Origin of the sequence: Mycobacterium sp. DBP42, assembly GCF_005924235.1 — a bacterium.
In the GTDB taxonomy this organism is placed as follows: domain Bacteria; phylum Actinomycetota; class Actinomycetes; order Mycobacteriales; family Mycobacteriaceae; genus Mycobacterium; species Mycobacterium syngnathidarum.
This window is the reverse complement of record NZ_VCMY01000006.1, coordinates 156,559-174,532: the sequence shown is the minus strand read 5'-3', so window position 1 is coordinate 174,532 and position 17,974 is coordinate 156,559. Positions and strand designations below refer to the sequence as shown.

Annotated in this window: 16 protein-coding genes; 2 read left to right on the top strand and 14 right to left on the bottom strand. The window is 67.6% G+C overall.

Annotation, left to right across the window (positions count from 1 at the left end):
- Positions 1–18 precede the first annotated feature (18 nt).
- The 7 genes from E0T84_RS09600 to mqo are packed head-to-tail and all read right to left on the bottom strand — an operon-like array spanning position 19 to position 8,682.
- Positions 19–1,539: an MFS transporter gene (locus tag E0T84_RS09600; protein ID WP_070187995.1), complete on the bottom strand. Its 1,521-nt coding sequence runs from the start codon at positions 1,537–1,539 to the stop codon at positions 19–21.
- Positions 1,540–1,572: 33 nt separating this feature from the next.
- Positions 1,573–2,790: a uroporphyrinogen-III C-methyltransferase gene (gene cobA, locus E0T84_RS09595; protein ID WP_070187994.1), complete on the bottom strand. Its 1,218-nt coding sequence runs from the start codon at positions 2,788–2,790 to the stop codon at positions 1,573–1,575.
- A complete protein-coding gene (locus E0T84_RS09590) occupies positions 2,787–4,148 on the bottom strand; it encodes a cobyrinate a,c-diamide synthase (protein WP_165617751.1) in 1,362 nt (453 codons plus the stop codon). Before E0T84_RS09590 ends, cobA begins: the two co-directional genes overlap by 4 nt.
- A 13-nt stretch (positions 4,149–4,161) precedes the next feature.
- On the bottom strand, positions 4,162–4,776 hold the full coding sequence (gene cobO, locus E0T84_RS09585) for a cob(I)yrinic acid a,c-diamide adenosyltransferase (protein WP_070187992.1): 615 nt from the start codon (positions 4,774–4,776) through the stop codon (positions 4,162–4,164).
- Between the two features lie 34 nt (positions 4,777–4,810).
- Positions 4,811–6,682, bottom strand: coding sequence for a magnesium chelatase subunit D family protein (locus E0T84_RS09580; RefSeq protein ID WP_138744311.1), 1,872 nt, complete (start codon positions 6,680–6,682; stop codon positions 4,811–4,813).
- A 13-nt stretch (positions 6,683–6,695) separates the two neighbouring features.
- Positions 6,696–7,166, bottom strand: coding sequence for a GNAT family N-acetyltransferase (locus tag E0T84_RS09575; RefSeq protein WP_138744310.1), 471 nt, complete (start codon positions 7,164–7,166; stop codon positions 6,696–6,698).
- Between the two features lie 13 nt (positions 7,167–7,179).
- The gene (mqo, locus tag E0T84_RS09570; RefSeq protein WP_070187989.1) at positions 7,180–8,682 is read right to left on the bottom strand and encodes a malate dehydrogenase (quinone); all 1,503 of its coding nucleotides are present in this window, start codon (positions 8,680–8,682) and stop codon (positions 7,180–7,182) included.
- A gap of 255 nt (positions 8,683–8,937) precedes the next feature.
- Between mqo and E0T84_RS09565 the strand changes: the two genes are divergently transcribed.
- Together E0T84_RS09565 and mtr are read left to right on the top strand one after the other, a co-directional pair.
- Complete coding sequence (locus tag E0T84_RS09565) at positions 8,938–9,969, top strand: alpha/beta hydrolase (protein ID WP_138744309.1); 1,032 nt, start codon at positions 8,938–8,940, stop codon at positions 9,967–9,969.
- A 9-nt stretch (positions 9,970–9,978) separates the two neighbouring features.
- Positions 9,979–11,364 (top strand): mycothione reductase, encoded by a 1,386-nt coding sequence (mtr, locus tag E0T84_RS09560; protein WP_138744308.1) that lies wholly within the window; start codon positions 9,979–9,981, stop codon positions 11,362–11,364.
- Here mtr and E0T84_RS09555 read toward each other — a convergent pair.
- The 7 genes from E0T84_RS09555 to E0T84_RS09525 are packed head-to-tail and all read right to left on the bottom strand — an operon-like array spanning position 11,361 to position 17,877.
- Positions 11,361–12,467 (bottom strand): HoxN/HupN/NixA family nickel/cobalt transporter, encoded by a 1,107-nt coding sequence (locus tag E0T84_RS09555; protein WP_138744307.1) that lies wholly within the window; start codon positions 12,465–12,467, stop codon positions 11,361–11,363. The genes mtr and E0T84_RS09555 overlap by 4 nt on opposite strands.
- Before the next feature lie 56 nt (positions 12,468–12,523).
- Positions 12,524–12,853: a helix-turn-helix transcriptional regulator gene (locus tag E0T84_RS09550; RefSeq protein ID WP_171054962.1), complete on the bottom strand. Its 330-nt coding sequence runs from the start codon at positions 12,851–12,853 to the stop codon at positions 12,524–12,526.
- A 9-nt stretch (positions 12,854–12,862) separates the two neighbouring features.
- Complete coding sequence (locus E0T84_RS09545; RefSeq protein ID WP_070187984.1) at positions 12,863–13,615, bottom strand: FadR/GntR family transcriptional regulator; 753 nt, start codon at positions 13,613–13,615, stop codon at positions 12,863–12,865.
- A gap of 17 nt (positions 13,616–13,632) precedes the next feature.
- Positions 13,633–14,406 carry a 3-oxoacyl-ACP reductase gene (locus tag E0T84_RS09540; protein ID WP_138744306.1) on the bottom strand — a complete coding sequence of 258 codons (774 nt, stop codon included), beginning with the start codon at positions 14,404–14,406 and terminating at the stop codon, positions 13,633–13,635.
- Positions 14,407–15,771, bottom strand: a complete 1,365-nt coding sequence (locus tag E0T84_RS09535) for an aldehyde dehydrogenase (protein ID WP_138744305.1) — start codon at positions 15,769–15,771, stop codon at positions 14,407–14,409.
- Positions 15,768–16,508 carry a gamma-glutamyl-gamma-aminobutyrate hydrolase family protein gene (locus tag E0T84_RS09530; RefSeq protein ID WP_171054966.1) on the bottom strand — a complete coding sequence of 247 codons (741 nt, stop codon included), beginning with the start codon at positions 16,506–16,508 and terminating at the stop codon, positions 15,768–15,770. Before E0T84_RS09530 ends, E0T84_RS09535 begins: the two co-directional genes overlap by 4 nt.
- Position 16,509: 1 nt before the next feature.
- Positions 16,510–17,877 carry a glutamine synthetase family protein gene (locus tag E0T84_RS09525; protein WP_138744304.1) on the bottom strand — a complete coding sequence of 456 codons (1,368 nt, stop codon included), beginning with the start codon at positions 17,875–17,877 and terminating at the stop codon, positions 16,510–16,512.
- Positions 17,878–17,974: the final 97 nt, after the last annotated feature.

Here is a 17,974-nt window from a genome sequence, read left to right as displayed (position 1 = left end):
CATCGTGCTGACCAACCGTCAGTCGAGCTCGAGCTCTCCGGAGTCGATGGCGTCCTTGACCTCTTGGGCATGGGCCACCTGTTCGGAGGTGTAACCGATGAACAGTGCCGCAGCGCCGACCAGCACCGCGACCGCGGCCACCCACAGCAACCCGTAGGTGTAGCCGGCATCGAGGGCAGCCAGTTGCGGACCGTTCATGTCCTTCACCGGGCCGGTGATCCCGCCCAGGTAGAGGGTGCGCGACGTGATGACGGCCTGGATGATCGCCAGCACCAGCGGACCGCCAAGGTTCTGCAGCATGAGCGCGATGGCCGAGGCGGGTCCGATGCGGTCGAAGCCGACACCGGCGATCGCCGAGAGGGTCAGCGGCACCACGATCATGCCGATGCCGATGCCGCCGATGGTGATGGGGAGCACGAGGTTCGGGAAGTAGGGAATGCCGGCGTGCAAGGTCGAGCCGTAGAGCATCGCTCCGAGCACCAGGATGCCGCCCGCGATGACCACGAGGCGGGGCTGGAAGAACCGGACGACCTGTGAGGACAGGCCCAGGCCGATGCCCATGCCGATCACGAACGGGATGAAGCCGACTCCGGCGTGCAGGGCGCTGTAGCCCAGGATGTCCTGGACGTACAGACCGATCAGCACGGTGAGGGTGAACAGCACACCGCCGGCCAGGAAGATCGCCGCGAAGGTGGCGACCCGGTTGCGCTCGTGGAAGAGGTCGAACGGCACCACCGGGTTCTCGGCGCTGCGCTCGGCGAGCAGGAAGGCGATACCGAAGACGGCTGCCGCCGCACCCGACCCGAGCGTGATCGGCGACAGCCATCCGCTCTCCGGGCCCTGGGTGAAGGCGAACACCGCGGCCGTGCAGGCCAGGGTCGCCAGCAGGGCACCGGCGGCGTCCAGCTTCATGCGCTCGCGGTTGGTCTCACGCAGTGCGGTGCGGGCCAGGTACAGCATCACCAGGCCGATCGGAACGTTGACCAGGAACGCCAGCCGCCAGGACACCTCAGTGAGCGCACCGCCGACCACCAGGCCCATCACCGAGCCGATGGCCGTCATGGCGCCGAACACCGCGGTGGCCAGGTTGCGCGCCGGTCCCTTCGGGAACGTCGTCGCGACGAGCGCGAGCCCGGTGGGCGAGGCGATCGCCGCGCCCACACCCTGCAGCAGCCGCGCGGTCACCAGCGTCGCTTCATTCCAGGCGATGCCGCACAGGATCGAGGCGATGGTGAACAACGTGACGCCGACGATGAAGGTGCGCTTGCGCCCGATGGTGTCGCCGAGGCGCCCGCCGAGCAACATCAGGCCGCCGAAAGTCAGGACGTAGGCGGTGATGACCCAGCTACGTCCAGCGTCGGACAAGCCGAGTTCGTCCTGGATCCGCGGCAACGCGACGATCGCGACCGTGCTGTCCATCGTGGCCAGCAGCTGCATACCGCCGATCGCGATCACTGCGGAAAGGAAGCCCCAGGACGGGAACCAGGACGGGAGGCGGGCGGCGAGGCCCTCGCGCTCGGCGTCGTTGAGTGCCGTCATAGGCGGCCACCTTACCGGAATCTTAAGAATCCTTTAACCGGCGAAGGCGGCCACCGGCCCGATCACGATGATCGCCGGAGGTCGAATACCGTCCGCACGAATCCGCTCGGGTGCGTCGCCGAGCGTGGCCCGCAGGGTGCGCTGCGCGACGGTCGTGCCGTGTTGCACCACCAGCACCGGTGTATCCGCTGGTCGGCCGCCTTCCAGCAGCGCCTTGGTGAACAGCTCGATGCGTTCGACGGCCATCAGCAGCACGATCGTGCCGGTCATCGCCGCCAGGGCATTCCAATTCACTAACGATTCGGGGTGACCCGGCGCAACATGGCCGCTGACCACCACGAACTCATGGGTCATGCCCCGATGGGTGACCGGGACCCCGGCCAGCGCGGGCACCGATATGGCACTTGTCACACCTGGGACCACGGTGACCGGAATGTCGGCCTCGGCGCACGCCAGCACTTCTTCGTAGCCGCGGGCGAAGACGAACGGATCGCCGCCTTTGAGGCGGACGACGAACTTCCCGGCGCGGGCGCGATCCACCAGGACCTGATTGATCGCCTCCTGAGCCATCGCACGCCCGTAGGGGATCTTGGCCGCGTCGATGACCTCGACGTGGGGGCCGAGTTCGGCCAGCAACTCCTGGGGCGCGAGCCGGTCGGCGACGACGACGTCGGCACGGGCCAGCAGCCGCCGACCGCGCACGGTGATCAGCTCGGGGTCGCCGGGTCCGCCGCCGACCAGCGCCACTCCCGTGGGCACCTCTCCCGGCTCGTCACCGGCCTCCGCTGTCAGCAGGCCGCTCTGCAGCGCTTCGTGGATCGCGGTGCGGATGGCCGCCGAACGACGGTGCTCTCCGCCGGCAAGGACACCCACCGACAGTCCGTCGGACTCGAACGTGGCCGGGGTCACCGCGGAGCCCTCGCGAGCAATATCGGCGCGAACGCAGAAGATGCGCCGCTGCTCGGCTTCGGCGGCGATGGCGGCGTTGACCTCACGGTCGTCGGTGGCCGCCAGGACGTACCAGGCGCCGTCGAGGTCCTCGGCCCGGAAGTCACGCAACTGCAGGGTGATCCCCGGTTCGTCGTGCGACAGTGCTTCCACTGCGGGGCTGGCCGCCCGGGCGATCACGTGTACGTCGGCGCCGTGGGCGATCAGCAGGGGCAGTCGACGTTGCGCGACGGTTCCGCCGCCGACGACGACGACCTTCTTGCCCGACAGGCGCAGGCCGACGAGGTAGGCATTCTCGGTCACCCGCCGAGCTTAGTGGTTGCTGCCGTTGCCACGAAGCGGGTGATGGCCTCCGGGTGTGCCGCCGGGTGCGTGTGCAGGTACCCCGCGTGCACCCCGTGCTGCACGGCACCGTCACGCCGGCCGGCCTGTCCGGGGCCGGTGAACGCCCACGCCGGCGGTTGGTCGTCGACGAATTCCACTGCGGTGCGGTGAAATTCATGCCCGCTTACCCGGCCACCCGCGGTGTGCAGGCAGGAGTCGACGACCGCGACCGCGTCCCGATAACCCAGGGTCAGACGCTCGGTGAATCGCGCCGAACCAGCGAGCACGCCGCACATCGGCATCCCGTCGAGGTCGTCGACCAGATAGGTCAGACCGGCGCACTCGGCATGAACCGGGGCGCCGCGCGCGGCGAGATCCCTGATCTGCTGGCGGACAAGATCGTTGGCCGACAGTTCGGCGGTGAACTGCTCGGGAAATCCCCCGGGCAGCACCAGCGCGTCCACTCCGGCAGGCAGGGGTTCGGCCAGCGGGTCGAACTCGGCCACGCGCGCACCGGCCCCGCGCAACAGCTCGGCGTGCTCGGCATAGCTGAAGCTGAAGGCCTTGCCCGCGGCCAGGGCCACCGTGACATTGGTCACCGACTCGGCCTCCGGGCTCCACGGCTCGGCCGTGACGTGGGCGGCAGACGATGCCACCAGGGCAGCGAGATCCACGTGCCGGGCCACCAGAGCGGTCATCGCAGCGACTGCGTCACGCGCCTGCCGGCCGTGCTCGACAGCGGTGATCAATCCGAGATGCCTTGATGGGACCGATAATTCGTCGGCTCGCGGGATCGCACCGAGCACCGCAACACCGGCATGCTCACAGGCTTGGCGCAACACGGCTTCGTGCCGGTCGGAGCCCACCCGGTTCAGGATCACCCCGGCGATCCGCACCGCCGGGTCGAAGGTGACGAATCCGTGCAACAGCGCCGCGATGCTGTGGCTCTGCCCGCGGGCGTCGACCACCAGCACCACGGGAGCCCCGAGCAGACCCGCGACCTGGGCCGCCGACCCCCGCGGGGTCCCGGCCATCTGCGCCTCGATGCGGCCGTCGAACAGGCCCATGACGCCCTCGACGACGGCGATGTCGGCGCCGGTGCAGCCGTGCATGTACAACGGGCCGATCAGCTCCTCGCCGACGAGCACCGGGTCCAGGTTGCGGCCCGGCCGGCCGGCTGCCAGGGCGTGATAACCGGGGTCGATGAAGTCAGGCCCGACCTTGAACGGTGCCACCACGTGACCGGCCTGACGCAGCGCACCGACCAAACCCGTTGCCACGGTGGTCTTCCCGCTGCCCGATGCCGGTGCTGCGATCACCACCGCCGGCGTGGTCACCGGCGCACCATGCTCACCACTCGATGCCCTTCTGACCCTTGCGGCCGGCATCCATCGGATGCTTGATCTTGGTCATCTCGGTCACCAGATCCGCGGCGTCGATCAGCGCTTGCGGGGCGTCGCGTCCGGTGATCACCACATGCTGGGTGCCCGGCCGCGTGCCCAGCACCTCAACCACCTCTTCTACGTCCACCCAGCCCCACTTGAGCGGATAGGTGAACTCGTCGAGCACGTAGAAGTCGTGGCGTTCCTCGGCCAGTCGGCGTTTGATCTCGGCCCAACCGTCGGCGGCCGCGGCCGCATGGTCGACATCGCTGCCGTGCTTGCGCGTCCAGGACCAGCCCGAACCCATCTTGTGCCACTCGACCGGGCCGCCGGCACCGTGCTCATCGTGCAACCGGCCGAGTTGGTTGAACACGGCCTCCTCCCCGACCTTCCATTTCGCGCTCTTGACGAACTGGAACACCGCCACCGAGAACCCCTGGTTCCACGCGCGCAACGCCATCCCGAAGGCCGCGGTCGACTTACCCTTTCCCGGCCCGGTGTGCACGGCCAGCAGTGGCGCATTGCGCCTGGCCTTGGTGGTCAAGCCGTCGTCGGGAACGGTCAGCGGCTGTCCCTGTGGCATGGGCAATCCTTCCTGGGCGCGGAGTCGGGCCGCACTAGGCGGCGGTCTGGTGCTGAACCAGCCGGGTCAGTTCAGCCGCACGCAACTGTTCGAGCCGGACTGCCGGCGCCCCCAGTTGTTCGGCCAGTTGCCCGGCCAGTCCCAGTCGGACGAAAGATGTTTCACAATCGACCACCACGGCCGCCGCGCCCTCGGCCACCAACGCGGCCGCAGCCTGCCTGGTGCGGCCCAGCGGATCGGGACCGCCGGTCGCACGACCGTCGGTGAGCACCACCACCAGGCTTCGCCGGGCCCGATCGCGGGCCTTTTCCCGGACGACGAGGTCCCGGGCGGCCATCAGCCCCTGGGCCAGTGGGGTCTTGCCGCCGGTATCGAACCGGGCCAGCCGGCGACTGGCGATGTGCACCGACGTGGTGGGCGGCAACAGCACCCGCGCATCCTGTTGACGGAACGTGATCACCGCGACCTTGTCGCGGCGCTGGTAGGCGTCGCGCAGCAGCGAGAGTGTCGCACCGGTGACCGCGGACATCCGGTCGCGGGCCGCCATGGACCCGGAGGCATCGACGACGAAGAGCACCAGATTGCCTTCCCGACCCTCCCGAACCGCACGCCGAATGTCTTCGGGACGGGGACGTGGCAGGCCGGCGCCGGGTTGACGGCCCGCGGTGGCCAGCAGCGTGGCGAACATGTGCAGCCCGTGGCCCGCACCGGGTTCGGCGGTGGCCGCGATCGGCGTTCCGGTGCGATTGCGGGCCCGCGAACGCCGGCCCGGCGCACCCTCGCCGACCCCGGGCACCACCAGCGCCCTGGTCCGGAACACCGCCGAGGGTGGTGCACTGGGACGCGTCGAGGCTTTTGAACTTCCCTGCGGTGCAGCACCTTCAGAGCCGGCATCGGCTCCCCCGCCGGGTGGGTCGAAGTCGGGATCGAAGTCCGGATCCGGCGGCTCCGTATCCTGCTCCGGTTGCGCAGCCGACTCCCCCGCCTGCTGCATGGCTTCGTCGAGACGTTCGGGGTCGAGACCCGGATCGTCGAACGGATCGCGTCGACGACGGTGCGGCAACGCCAGTTCGGCGGCCACCCGGATGTCCACTTCGCCGACGGTGCCGGCGCCGCGCCAGGCGGCGTGGGCAACCGCGGTGCGTGCGACCACCAGATCGGCACGCATCCCGTCGACGTCGAATGCCGCGCACAATGCGGCGATCCGGCGAAGTTCGGTGTCGGGCAGGACCACCGAGCCGATCGCGGCCCGTGCCGCGGCTATGCGGTCGGCCAGTTCGGCGTCGGCGTCCGCGTACCGCTCGACGAACGCATGCGGGTCGGACTCGAACGCCATCCTGGCCCGGATCACCTCGACGCGTACGTCGACATCACGTGAGGCCGCCACGTCCACCGTCAGCCCGAACCGGTCCAGCAGCTGCGGACGCAGCTCACCTTCCTCGGGGTTCATGGTGCCGATCAGCACGAACCGGGACTCGTGCGAGTGTGAAATGCCTTCACGCTCAACGTGTACCCGGCCCATGGCGGCGGCATCAAGCAGCACGTCGACCAGGTGGTCGTGCAGCAGGTTGACCTCGTCGACATAGAGCACGCCACCGTGGGCGCGGGCCAGCAGACCCGGTGAGAAGGCATGCTCGCCGTCGCGAAGCACCTTCTGCAGGTCCAGTGAACCGACCACGCGGTCTTCGGTCGCACCGATCGGCAGTTCGACCAGCCGGGCGTCGGCGTCAACCGCGGTCAACACCGCGGCCAGGCCGCGTACCGCGGTCGACTTGGCCGTCCCCTTCTCGCCGCGGATCAGCACGCCGCCGATCTCCGGGTGAACCGCGCACAGCAGCAGGGCCAGCCGCAGCCGGTCCTGCCCCACCAGCGCACTGAACGGGTATGTGTAATTCTGTGCCGTCATCAGATGGCCGCCATCAAGAAGGCTCGCTCTCGAGTCGTCCGGCACGCACCATCGGCACATGCGGGATTCCGTCGTCAAGGAATTCGTCGCCGTCGCGGACGAATCCGTGCTGGCCGTACATGTCGATCAGGTAGGTCTGGGCGTTGATGTGGCACGGATAGTCGCCGACTTCGGCCAGGGCCGCCTGCATCAGCCGGGAGGTGTGTCCCTCGCCCCGAGCACTGCGCTTGGTACACACCCGGCCGATCCGGAACGCCTTCTCCCCGCCGGGATGCTCCTCCATCAGCCGCAACGTCGAAATGACTTCTCCGTCAGGGCTTTCCAGCCAGAAGTGACGCGTCTCGGCGAGAAGGTCCCGGCCGTCGAGCTCCGGGTAGGGAGTCGCCTGCTCCACCACGAACACCTCGATACGAAGCTTCAGCAACTCGTAAAGCGTTGGTACGTCGAGATCTTTGGCCCAGCTGCGGCGTAGTGCGACCGTCATCCCCCGGCCCCGGTCACGCCGTCACAGGGACGTCCAGCTTGAGCGCCTTGGTTCCCCACGCCCAGACCTCCTCGAACAGGCCGGGCTCATCGGACAACTTGGTGCCGAGCGACGGCACCATCTCCTTGAGTTTGGGCATCCAGCTCTGGTACCGATCGCTGAAGCAGCGCTCCAGCACGTCGAGCATGGCGGGCACCGCGGTGGACGCGCCGGGTGAGGCTCCCAGCAGCCCGGCGATGCTGCCGTCGGCCGCCGTCAGCACGGTGGTGCCGAACTCCAGCACACCGCCGGCACCCTTGCGCCGGATCACCTGCACCCGCTGGCCGGCGATGTCCAGCTCCCAGTCGGAATCGACTGCGCTGGGCGCGAATTCCCGCAAGGTGTCGACCCGCGCTGCCTCACTGAGCAGCAGCTGTCCGACCAGGTAGTTGACCAAACCCATCTCGGTGAGACCGACACCGAGCATGGACATGATGTTGTTGGGCTTGACCGACAACGGCAGGTCGGTGAACTTGCCCTGTTTGAGGAACTTCGGCGTCCAACCCGCGAACGGGCCGAACAACAGCCAGGATTTGCCGTTGATCACGCGAGTGTCCAGGTGCGGCACTGACATCGGCGGGGCACCCAGAGGCGGAAGACCGTACACCTTGGCCTGGTGCCCGGCGGTCAGCACCTGGTTGTCGGTCCGCAAGAACGCGCCGCCCACCGGGAACCCGCCGAAGCCCTTGGCCTCCGGAATGCCCGACTTCTGCAGCAGCGGCAGGGCACCGCCGCCCGCGCCGACGAACACGAACTTGGCGTTGAACTTGCGCTTCATACCGGTGCGCCGGTTGGTCACCTTGAGCGTCCAGCTGCCGTCCGATTCCTTGTGCAGGTTGCGCACCTCGTGACCGAACAGGGTGTCCATCCCGCGCTGCGCGCTGAAGCCGATCAGCTGGCGCGAGAGCGCGCCGAAGTCGACGTCGGTGCCGTGCTGCGACCAGTTCAACCCGACCGGGTCCGAGAAGTCCCGCTTGGCAGCCATGAACGGCAACCGCCGGGCGAATTCGTCCTTGTCGTCGATGAATTCCATCGAGGCGAACAGCGGATTGCCGACCAGCGCCTCGTAGCGGCGCTTGAGGTAGTCGACGTTGCCGGCCCCGTGCACGAAACTGACGTGCGGGATCGGGTTGAGGAAGCCGCGTACGTCGGGCAGCACGCCGTTCTCCGCCGCGTAGGCCCAGAACTGGCGCGACACCTGGAACTGCTCGTTGACGTTGATGGCCTTGGTGGTGTCGATGGACCCGTCCGAACGTTCGGGCGTGTAGTTCAGCTCACAAAGGGCCGAGTGCCCGGTTCCGGCGTTGTTCCATGGATCGCTGCTCTCGGCGGCGGCACCGTCGAGCCGCTCGATCATCGTGATGGACCAGTCCGGCTCCAGCAGCCGAATCAGAGCACCGAGGGTCGCGCTCATGATGCCGGCCCCAACCAGCACGACGTCGGTCTTCTCGGTCGTACCCACGTTTGCCTCAGACACCCTGATCGCTCGTCCTTTGTATTGCGCGGCCCGTCATCGTCGACGGCTTTCTTGTTATGCCCAGGTTATCGCGCCGCGAATCCCGGTTGGCCAGGCATGGTAGTGCGATCCGTCACCCGGGTCCCTTCCGCAGGGCCCGTCCACGAGCGGCGCGACGGGGCAGATGCCCTGATTGTGGTCCCGATCCAAGGTTGCTGGCCGATCCGACGACCAACGGAGGCAAGCCTCCGCATTGGTTCGGTTTAGGGTGGAACCGTGACGTCACGGGAGCCCGAGTGGGAGCCGGATGTATTACCGGGGTTCTGGCAGCACACCATCGATGCCGGGCCCGATCCTGACGGCGAGGGCGACCTGGTGGCCACGCTGGTGCGGCGGGGCCCCGGCGGCACGGCATCAGCCGGGACGGGCCACGCCGTACTGGCGTTGCACGGTTATACCGACTACTTCTTCCACACCGAACTCGCCGATCGATTCGCCGATCGCGGGTTCTCGTTCTACGCGTTGGACCTGCCCAAGTGCGGGCGGTCCCGCCACGACGGACAGACCCCGCACTTCACCACCGATCTGGCGCGTTACGACACCCAACTGGAAAAGGCCCTGTCCGTCATCGCGGCCGACACCGGCGACGCCGCGGTGTGCCTGTACGGCCATTCGGCGGGTGGGCTGATCCTGACCTTGTTCGCCGACCGTCTGCGCCGAAGCGGCCGGTTGGCCGCCCATCACGTCGGCGGCTTGGTGCTCAACAGTCCGTTCTTCGACCTGCACGGCCCGGCCATCCTACGCACCGCGCCCACGTCGGCCGCCTTGATCGCCTTGGCTCGGATGCGCAAGCTGTCGGTGATCCGCAAACCCACCGAAGGCGGTTACGGCACCACGCTGCACCGCGACTACGGCGGCGAGTTCGACTACAACCTGGAGTGGAAGCCGTTGGGGGGCTTCCCCGTGACATTCGGATGGATCAACGCGATCCGCCGCGGACAGGCCCGCCTGCACCGTGGGCTGGACGTCGGCGTACCGAATCTGATCCTACGGTCGGACCGCAGTGTCACCGAAACTTCGGATCCGGCAGCGATGCAGCGCGGCGACGCCGTCCTCGACGTACGGCAGATCGCGCGGTGGTCCGGTTGCGTGGGCAACCACACCACGGTGGCGCCCATCACCGACGCCAAGCACGATGTCTTCCTTTCGGTGGCCGACGCCAGGGCGGCGGCCTACCACGAGCTCGATCGCTGGCTCGATTTTTACCTGAGCCGTCAAACCTGGCCGAGCACAACATCTTCCGGATAGGGCGCACACATGGAGCACTACGACCTGACGATCATCGGCACCGGCTCGGGGAACAGCATTCTCGACGAGCGTTACGCCGGCAAGAAAGTCGCGATCTGCGAACAGGGCACCTTCGGCGGCACCTGCCTCAACGTCGGCTGTATCCCCACCAAGATGTTCGTCTACGCCGCCGACGTGGCCGCCACGATCGAGAATTCCGCCCGGTTCGGCATCGATTCCCACATCGACAAGGTGCGATGGCCGGACGTCGTGTCCCGGGTGTTCGGCCGCATCGATCCCATCGCCGCCGGCGGCGAGGACTACCGCCGCAACGACCCGCACATCACGGTGTACGCCAGCCACACCCGGTTCGGACCCAAGAGCGCCGACGGCCGCTACACGCTGCGTACCGAGGCCGGGGACGAATTCAGCAGCGATCAGGTGGTGATCGCGGCAGGGTCGCGCGCCTACGTCCCGCCGGCCATCGTGGACTGCGGCGTGACGTACTACACCAGTGACGACGTCATGCGCATCCCCGAACTCCCCGAGCACCTGGTGATCGTCGGCGGCGGTTTCGTCTCAGCCGAGTTCGCTCATGTGTTCTCGGCACTGGGCGTGCGGGTCACGATCGTGGTGCGTGGCGACTGCCTGCTCAGTCATTGCGACGCGACGATCTGCCACGAGTTCAGCGCGCTGGCCGCCGAGAAGTGGGATCTGCGTACGCATGAGAACGTGATCGGCTCCCACCACGACGGAGACAAGATCGTGCTCGAGCTCGATGACGGCAAGACGCTGCCTGCCGACATGTTGCTGGTGGCCACCGGCCGGGTGCCCAACGGCGACCTGCTCGACGCCGAGCTCGCCGGGGTGGAGGTCGACGAGGACGGCCTGGTCATCGTCGATGACTACCAACGCACCACCGCGCGTGACATTTTCGCCCTCGGCGACGTGTCCTCGGAGTATCAGCTCAAGCATGTGGCCAACCACGAGTCACGGGTGGTCAAGGAGAACCTGCTGCGCGACTGGGATGACACCGATGCAATGGTGCGCAGCGATCACCGGTTCGTACCGTCGGCGGTGTTCACCGAACCTCAGATCGCGATGGTGGGGTTGACCGAGGAGCAGGCCCGCGACGAGGGCTACGACTACGTCACCAAGGTTCAGGCCTACGGCGACACCGCCTACGGCTGGGCCATGGAGGACACCACCGGCGTCGCCAAGCTGATCGGCGATCGGGCCACCGGCAAGATCCTGGGCGCCCACATCATGGGCTACCAGGCGTCCGCGATCATCCAGCCGCTGATCCAGGCCATGAGCTTCGGACAGACCGCTCACGAGATCGCCCGCGGCCAGTACTGGATTCACCCGGCCCTGCCCGAGGTGATCGAGAACGCGCTGCTGGGCCTGACGGACTAGGCCCGGACGGCCCAGCGCTGCTCGATCCGGCCGAATCGCCAGACCGCCAGCGCCACAAGCCAGCTCACCACGAAGAGTCCGACGATCGCGAATCCGACGAACTCCAGGTCGGCCGACCCGACGAACGCCAACGGCCCCGTCGTGATGCCCAGACGCTCGACCAGCAGGCCGGTCAGCACGATCACCCCGACCACCAGCGCCACGATCACCGACAACACCGTGACGGTCAGGTTGTAGTACACCTTGCGCACCGGCTGCAGGAAGGCCCAGCCGTAGGCCCGCGACATGAAGATGCCGTCCAGGCTGTCGAACAGGCTCATCCCCGCCGCGAACAGCACGGGCAGCACCAGCATCGCGTACCAGGGCAGGGTGAAGGCCGCCGTTCCCGCCGCCAGCACCAGCAACGCGACCTGGCTGGCGGTGTCGAAGCCCAGCCCCATCAGGAAGCCCACCGGGTACAGATGCCATGGCTTGTTGACCCGACGCATCACCCGGCCCAACAGGCGGGCGACGAAGCCCCGGTTGTCGAGCTGGCGTTCGAGCTCGGCCTCGTCATACTCACCGCTGCGCATGGCCCGGAACACCTTGGCGATCCCGACCGCCGCGAACAGATTCGTCAGCCCGACCAGGATCAGGAACATGCCGGCCACCAGCGAGCCCACCAGCCCGAGGGTCTGCAGCATCGTGGATTCGGCGTCCTGCACCGGGCCGACGAGCGCCCGTACCCCCAGCGCCAGAAGCAGAGCCAGCCCGAACACCACGCTCGAATGCCCCAGTGAGAACCAGAATCCGGCCGACACCGACCGGGTTCCCTCACCGACCAGTTTTCGGGTGGTGTTGTCGATGACCGCGATGTGATCGGCGTCGAAGGCATGACGCACCCCCAGCAGGTACGCCGTGACACCGAGGCCCACCCCGAACACGCCGGCCGAGCCCAAGGTGATGTGTTGCGGGGCCACGCCGAAAACCAGTACGCCCCAACCGATGGCATGCAGCAGCAGGACGAATCCGGTGACAGCGGCGATGGAGGTCCAGTCCGCGCGATCGAATCGAATTGCCAATCGAGTGGATCGGGCGGTTGCCTGCGATGCACCGGTGGTCATCGATCGAGCCTAAGGCGACCGCCGATATCTGTCCATATGAACAGATGAGAACCCCGTCAGCCGTGCCGTGCACCGATCCAATGCAGCAGGTCGTGCACGGTCTCGTCGTCCAGCCGGTAGTTCACCGTGCGGCCCGCCCGAGTCGCGATGACCCAACCCTGTTCGCGCAGCACCCGCAAAGCCTGCGATACCGCGTTCTCCGAACGCCCTAGGGCCGCGGCCAGATCACCGACACAGATCCCGGGCGCCCGGTGCAAACCGAGCAGGATCTCCAGCCGGTGCGGATCCGACAGCAGGTCGAAGCGCTGCGCCCACCCTGACGTGTCGACGTCCGCCAGTGCCGATGTCGCGCGCTCGACCTGGCCGGCCTTACCGTGCTGGTCCACGATACGAATCTAATCCAGAAAGCCGTGCAGCAAGGCCGACGATCCCCCGACGTGGGCCAGCATGGCCGCGGCGGCCCGTTCGCTGTCCCCGGCCAGGATCGCCATCACGATCTCCTCGTGCTGCTCGTCGGAGTGGGCGATGTTGCGGGCCAGCAACGGAATCTGATCCAGCAGGGCGTTGAGCCGCATCCTGTTCTCGGCGACCAACGGCACCAGCGACGGTGACCCGGCCGCCTCCGCGATGGCCAGGTGCAGCCGCGAATCCAACCGCCGGTAATCGTCGGGTCCGGCGGCCCGGACATCGGCCAGCCGTGACCAGAGCCCGTCGCGCTCTGCCGCACTCAGCGTGCGCCCGGCCGCCATCCGCGCCGCTCCGACCTCAAGGATCTCGCGCAACCGCAACGCGTCGTCGATCTCCTCGCGGGTCGGGCGATGGCTGGCCGTGGGCAGCGCAGGTAGCTCAGCGGCCAGGAAGGTGCCGCCGTAGCGGCCCCGTTTGGACACCAGGTAGCCGGCGTCGGCCAGGGATTTGATGGCGTCCCGGACCGTGTCGCGGCTGACCCCGAGGCGAGCCGCCAGCTCACGCTCGGGCGGCAACGACTCCCCCGGACCCAGCACCCCCAGCCGGATCGTCTCCAAAAGCCGGCCCACGGTGTCCTCGAAGGCATTGCCCAACCGGACCGGGCGCAGCAGTGCACCGGCCGCAGCGGGCTGCGAATCAGGCCCTGTTGCGGCTTGCTGTGGATCCGGTTCGGCTGCCATGGCGAGCTACCAGGGTGTCACAGCGGCGTCACGTACGCGGAGCTGATGCCGCCGTCGACCAGGAACGTCGAGCCCGTCATGAACGAGGCGTCGTCACTGGCCAGGAATGCCACCGCGGCGGCCAACTCCTCGGGCTCGGCGAAACGGCCAAGCGGGATGTGCACCAACCGCCGGGCCGCACGCTCGGGATCTTTGGCGAACAGCTCCTGTAGCAGCGGGGTGTTGACCGGCCCGGGACACAGCGCATTGACCCGAATGCCCTGCCGCGCGTACTGCACACCGAGTTCGCGGGACATCGCCAGCACGCCGCCCTTGGACGCGGTGTAGGAGATCTGGGAGGTGGCCGAACCCATGACCGCCACGAACGACGCGGTGTTGATGATCGAGCCCTTGCCGGCGGGCACCATGTGGCGCAGCGCCGCTCGGCAGGACAGATACACCGACTTCAGGTTGATGTCCTGCACCCGCTGCCACGCGGGCAGCTCGGTGGTCTCGATCAGGTCGTCTTCGGGAGGTGAGATCCCGGCGTTGTTGAAGGCGATGTCCACCGAGCCGAATGTTGCTGCCGCAGTGTCGAAGAGATGGTCGACGGCATCTTGATCGGACACATCGACGCCGACGAACAGCCCGTCGAGCTCGTCGGCGGCAGCCTCCCCGGTGGTGGCGTCGATATCGCCCACCACGACGGTGGCGCCCTCGGCGCGCAGCCGGCGGCCGGTGGCCAGACCGATGCCGCCGGCGCCGCCGGTGATGACGGCGACCTTGCCGGCCAGACGCTGGGTCAGATCCATCTACAGCTCCTCTGTTGCGAAGAATACGTTCTTGGTCTCGGTGAAAGACAGCGGCGCGTCAGGGCCCAGTTCGCGTCCCAGCCCAGACTGCTTGAAACCCCCGAAGGGGGTGTTGTAGCGCACCGACGAGTGCGAATTGACGCTGAGATTGCCCGATTCCACCGCCCGCGAGACCCGCACCGCACGCGAGAGACTGTCGGTCCAGATCGAACCCGACAGGCCATAGGGCGTGTCGTTGGCCACCGCGATGGCGTCGGCCTCGTCCTCGAACGGCAGCACGGTCACCACGGGGCCGAAGATCTCGTCGGTCACCGTGCGGTCGGTGCGCTGCGGCGTCAGCACCGTTGGCGGAAACCAGAATCCGGGACCCTCGGGGGCCGAACCTCGAAATGCCACCGGCGCCCCGTCGGGTACGTACGACGACACCGACTCCCAGTGCGGACGCGAAACCAAAGGGCCCATCTCGGTGTCACGAACCTTGGGATCTCCGACCGCGACACCTTTGACGGCCGGCTCCAGCAACTCCATGAAACGGTCATAGACACTGCGCTGCACCAGGATTCGGCTACGGGCGCAGCAGTCCTGCCCGGCGTTGTCGAACACCCCGTAGGGCGCGGTGGCCGCCGCCTTCTCCAGATCGCAGTCGTCGAACACGATGTTGGCGCTCTTGCCACCCAACTCCAGCGTGACCCGCTTGACCTGAGCTGCCGCCCCGGCCATCACCCGCATCCCCACCTCGGTCGAGCCGGTGAACACCACCTTGCGCACGCCCGGATTGGTGACGAAGCGCTCCCCCACCACCGACCCCTTGCCCGGCAGCACCTGGAAAAGCCCGGCCGGCAAACCTGATTCGATCGCGAGCTCGCCGAGCCGGATCGTGGTCAGCGGAGTCCACTCAGCGGGCTTGAGCACCACCGCATTACCGGCTGCCAGCGCCGGGGCGAACCCCCAGGCCGCGATGGTCATCGGGAAGTTCCACGGGGTGATGATCCCGACGACACCGAGCGGTTCGTTGAACGTGACGTTCAAGCCACCTGCCACCGGGATCTGCTTGCCGCTCAATCGTTCCGGGGTGGCGGCGTAGTACTGCAGGACATCCCGGACGTGGCCGGCCTCCCATTCCGCCTGCCCGATCGGGTGCCCGGAATTGGCCACCTCCAGGGCAGCCAGCTCATCGATGTGGGCATCGACGACGGCGGCGAAAGCGCGTAGCGCCGCGGCTCGCTCGGCCGGCGCCAGCCGGGCCCAGGCCCGTTGCGCGGCTGCGGCACGGGTCACCGCGTCGTCGACGGCGCTCACGTCGAGGAGGTCGACCGTGGTCAGCACCTCCTCGGTGGCCGGGTTGACGACCTGGCTCGATGTCATGAGATCCTCTCTGTCGCATATGTTCTGGCCGCCTCGACGACAGCGGCGAACAGCCGTAGGTCATCGAGGGTCTCCTCGGGGTGCCACTGGACGCCCAACACGAATGCCTCGCCGGGCAGCTCGACCGCCTCGATCACACCGTCGTCGTCGCGAGCGCTGACCACCAGGCCGGTACCGAGTCGGTCGATGGCTTGGTGGTGATAGCACTGCGCGTCGGATGTCTCACCGATCAGACCGGCCAGTCGAGTGCCGGGCACGGTGTGCACCGACGACGTGCCGAACTGGGCATTGCCCAACTGATGATGGGTATGCCCGATCACGTCGGGCAGGTGCTGATGCAGGGTGCCACCCAGTGCTGTGTTGAGCACCTGGGCACCCCGGCACACGCCGAGCACCGGCGTACCGCGCCGCAGTGCGGCTTCCAGCAGTGCGAACTCCCAGGCATCGCGAGCGGTGGCCGGCGCGTTGGTGGCCGGATGCGGTTGCTGGCCGTAGCGTGCCGGATCGACGTCGGGGCCTCCGGTGATCACCAGACCGTCGACACCGTCGAGCACCCGGTGGGCGATGTCACCGTCGACGGGTTGTGGGGGCAGCAGGACGCCGATACCACCGGCTCGGGTGACGCCCTCGAAGTAGACCTGCGGCAGGAAACTCGCCTGCACATCCCAGACCCCGGTCTGCGCCTGCTGCAGATAAGTGGTCATCCCGATGATCGGGTGGGTGCGCGAACCGCACATCTCAGAGCCGCTCAAACCCGCGCACCCTTTCCCAATCGGTCACCGCGGAGTTGAACGCCGCCAGTTCGACCCGCGCATTGTTCAGATAGTGCTCGACGACGTCGTCCCCGAACGCGGTGCGTGCCACCTCGGAATTCGCGAACAGCTCGGCGGCCTCGGCCAGGGTGGTGGGCAACCGTTGCGCCTCACTGGCATAGGCGTTGCCAGGCAGCGGATCGGGCAGCTCCAGCTCGTGATCGATACCGTGCAGGCCACCGGCGATCAGCGCCGACACCGCCAGGTACTGGTTGACATCGCCGCCGGGCGCCCGGCATTCCACCCGCATGCCCGAGCCGTGGCCGACCACCCGCAACGCGCAGGTGCGGTTGTCCACGCCCCAGGCAATGGCGGTGGGCGCGAAGCTGCCGTCGGCGAATCTCTTGTAGGAGTTGATGTTCGGTGCGTAGAACAGCGTCAGCTCGCGCAGCGTGGCCAGCTGGCCGGCGATGAAACTGCCAAACATCGGCGACATCCCGCGCGGGCGTGCCTCGTCGGCGAAGACCGGCGTCCCGTCCTCACCCCGCAGCGAGATATGGATGTGGCAGCTGTTGCCCTCGCGTTCATCGAATTTCGCCATGAACGTCAGACTCTTACCGTGCTGATCGGCGATCTCCTTGGCACCGTTCTTGTAGATGGTGTGGTTGTCACACGTGCGGCGAGCGTGGTCGTAGCGGAAGGCGATCTCCTGCTGGCCGAGGTTGCACTCCCCCTTGACCCCTTCGCAGTAGAGGCCCGCCCCCTCCATGCCGAGCCGGATGTCGCGCAAGAGCGGCTCCATCCGGGTGGACGCCATCATGGCGTAATCGACGTTGTAGTCGCTGGCCGCTGTCAGGTCGCGATAGCCCGCGGCCCAGGCCTCGCGGAATGTGTTGTCGAACACCATGAATTCCAGCTCGGTCCCCACATAGGGCACCAGGTTGCGCTCAGCCAGCCGGTCGATCTGGCGGTTGAGGATGCTGCGGGGCGCCTGCTCGACGGGACGGCCGTCGAGCCACGTCAGATCGGCCATCACCAACGCGGTACCGGGCAGCCACGGGACCAACCGCAAGGTGCTGAAATCGGCGGTCATCACCATGTCGCCGTAGCCGGTGTCCCAACTCGACATCGAGTAGCCGTCGACGGTGTTCATGTCGACATCGACCGCGAGCAGGTAGTTGCAACACTCGGCACCGTGGGCGGCGACCTCCTCGACGAACAACCGGCCCGAAACCCGCTTCCCGGTCAGCCGGCCCTGCATATCGCAGAAGGCGAGGATCACGGTGTCGATCTCACCAGCCGCCACCATTTGCTCCAGGTCGGCTCGTGCCAGCATGCCGGGGTTCTGGCTCATTGCGCACCCTCCTGTCCGTGTGGGACTCGGTGGCCAACCTGGGGTCCAGCCGACCATTGCCTTGCCGATGACGTGATGATCGTGCCCCGAGTCAGCA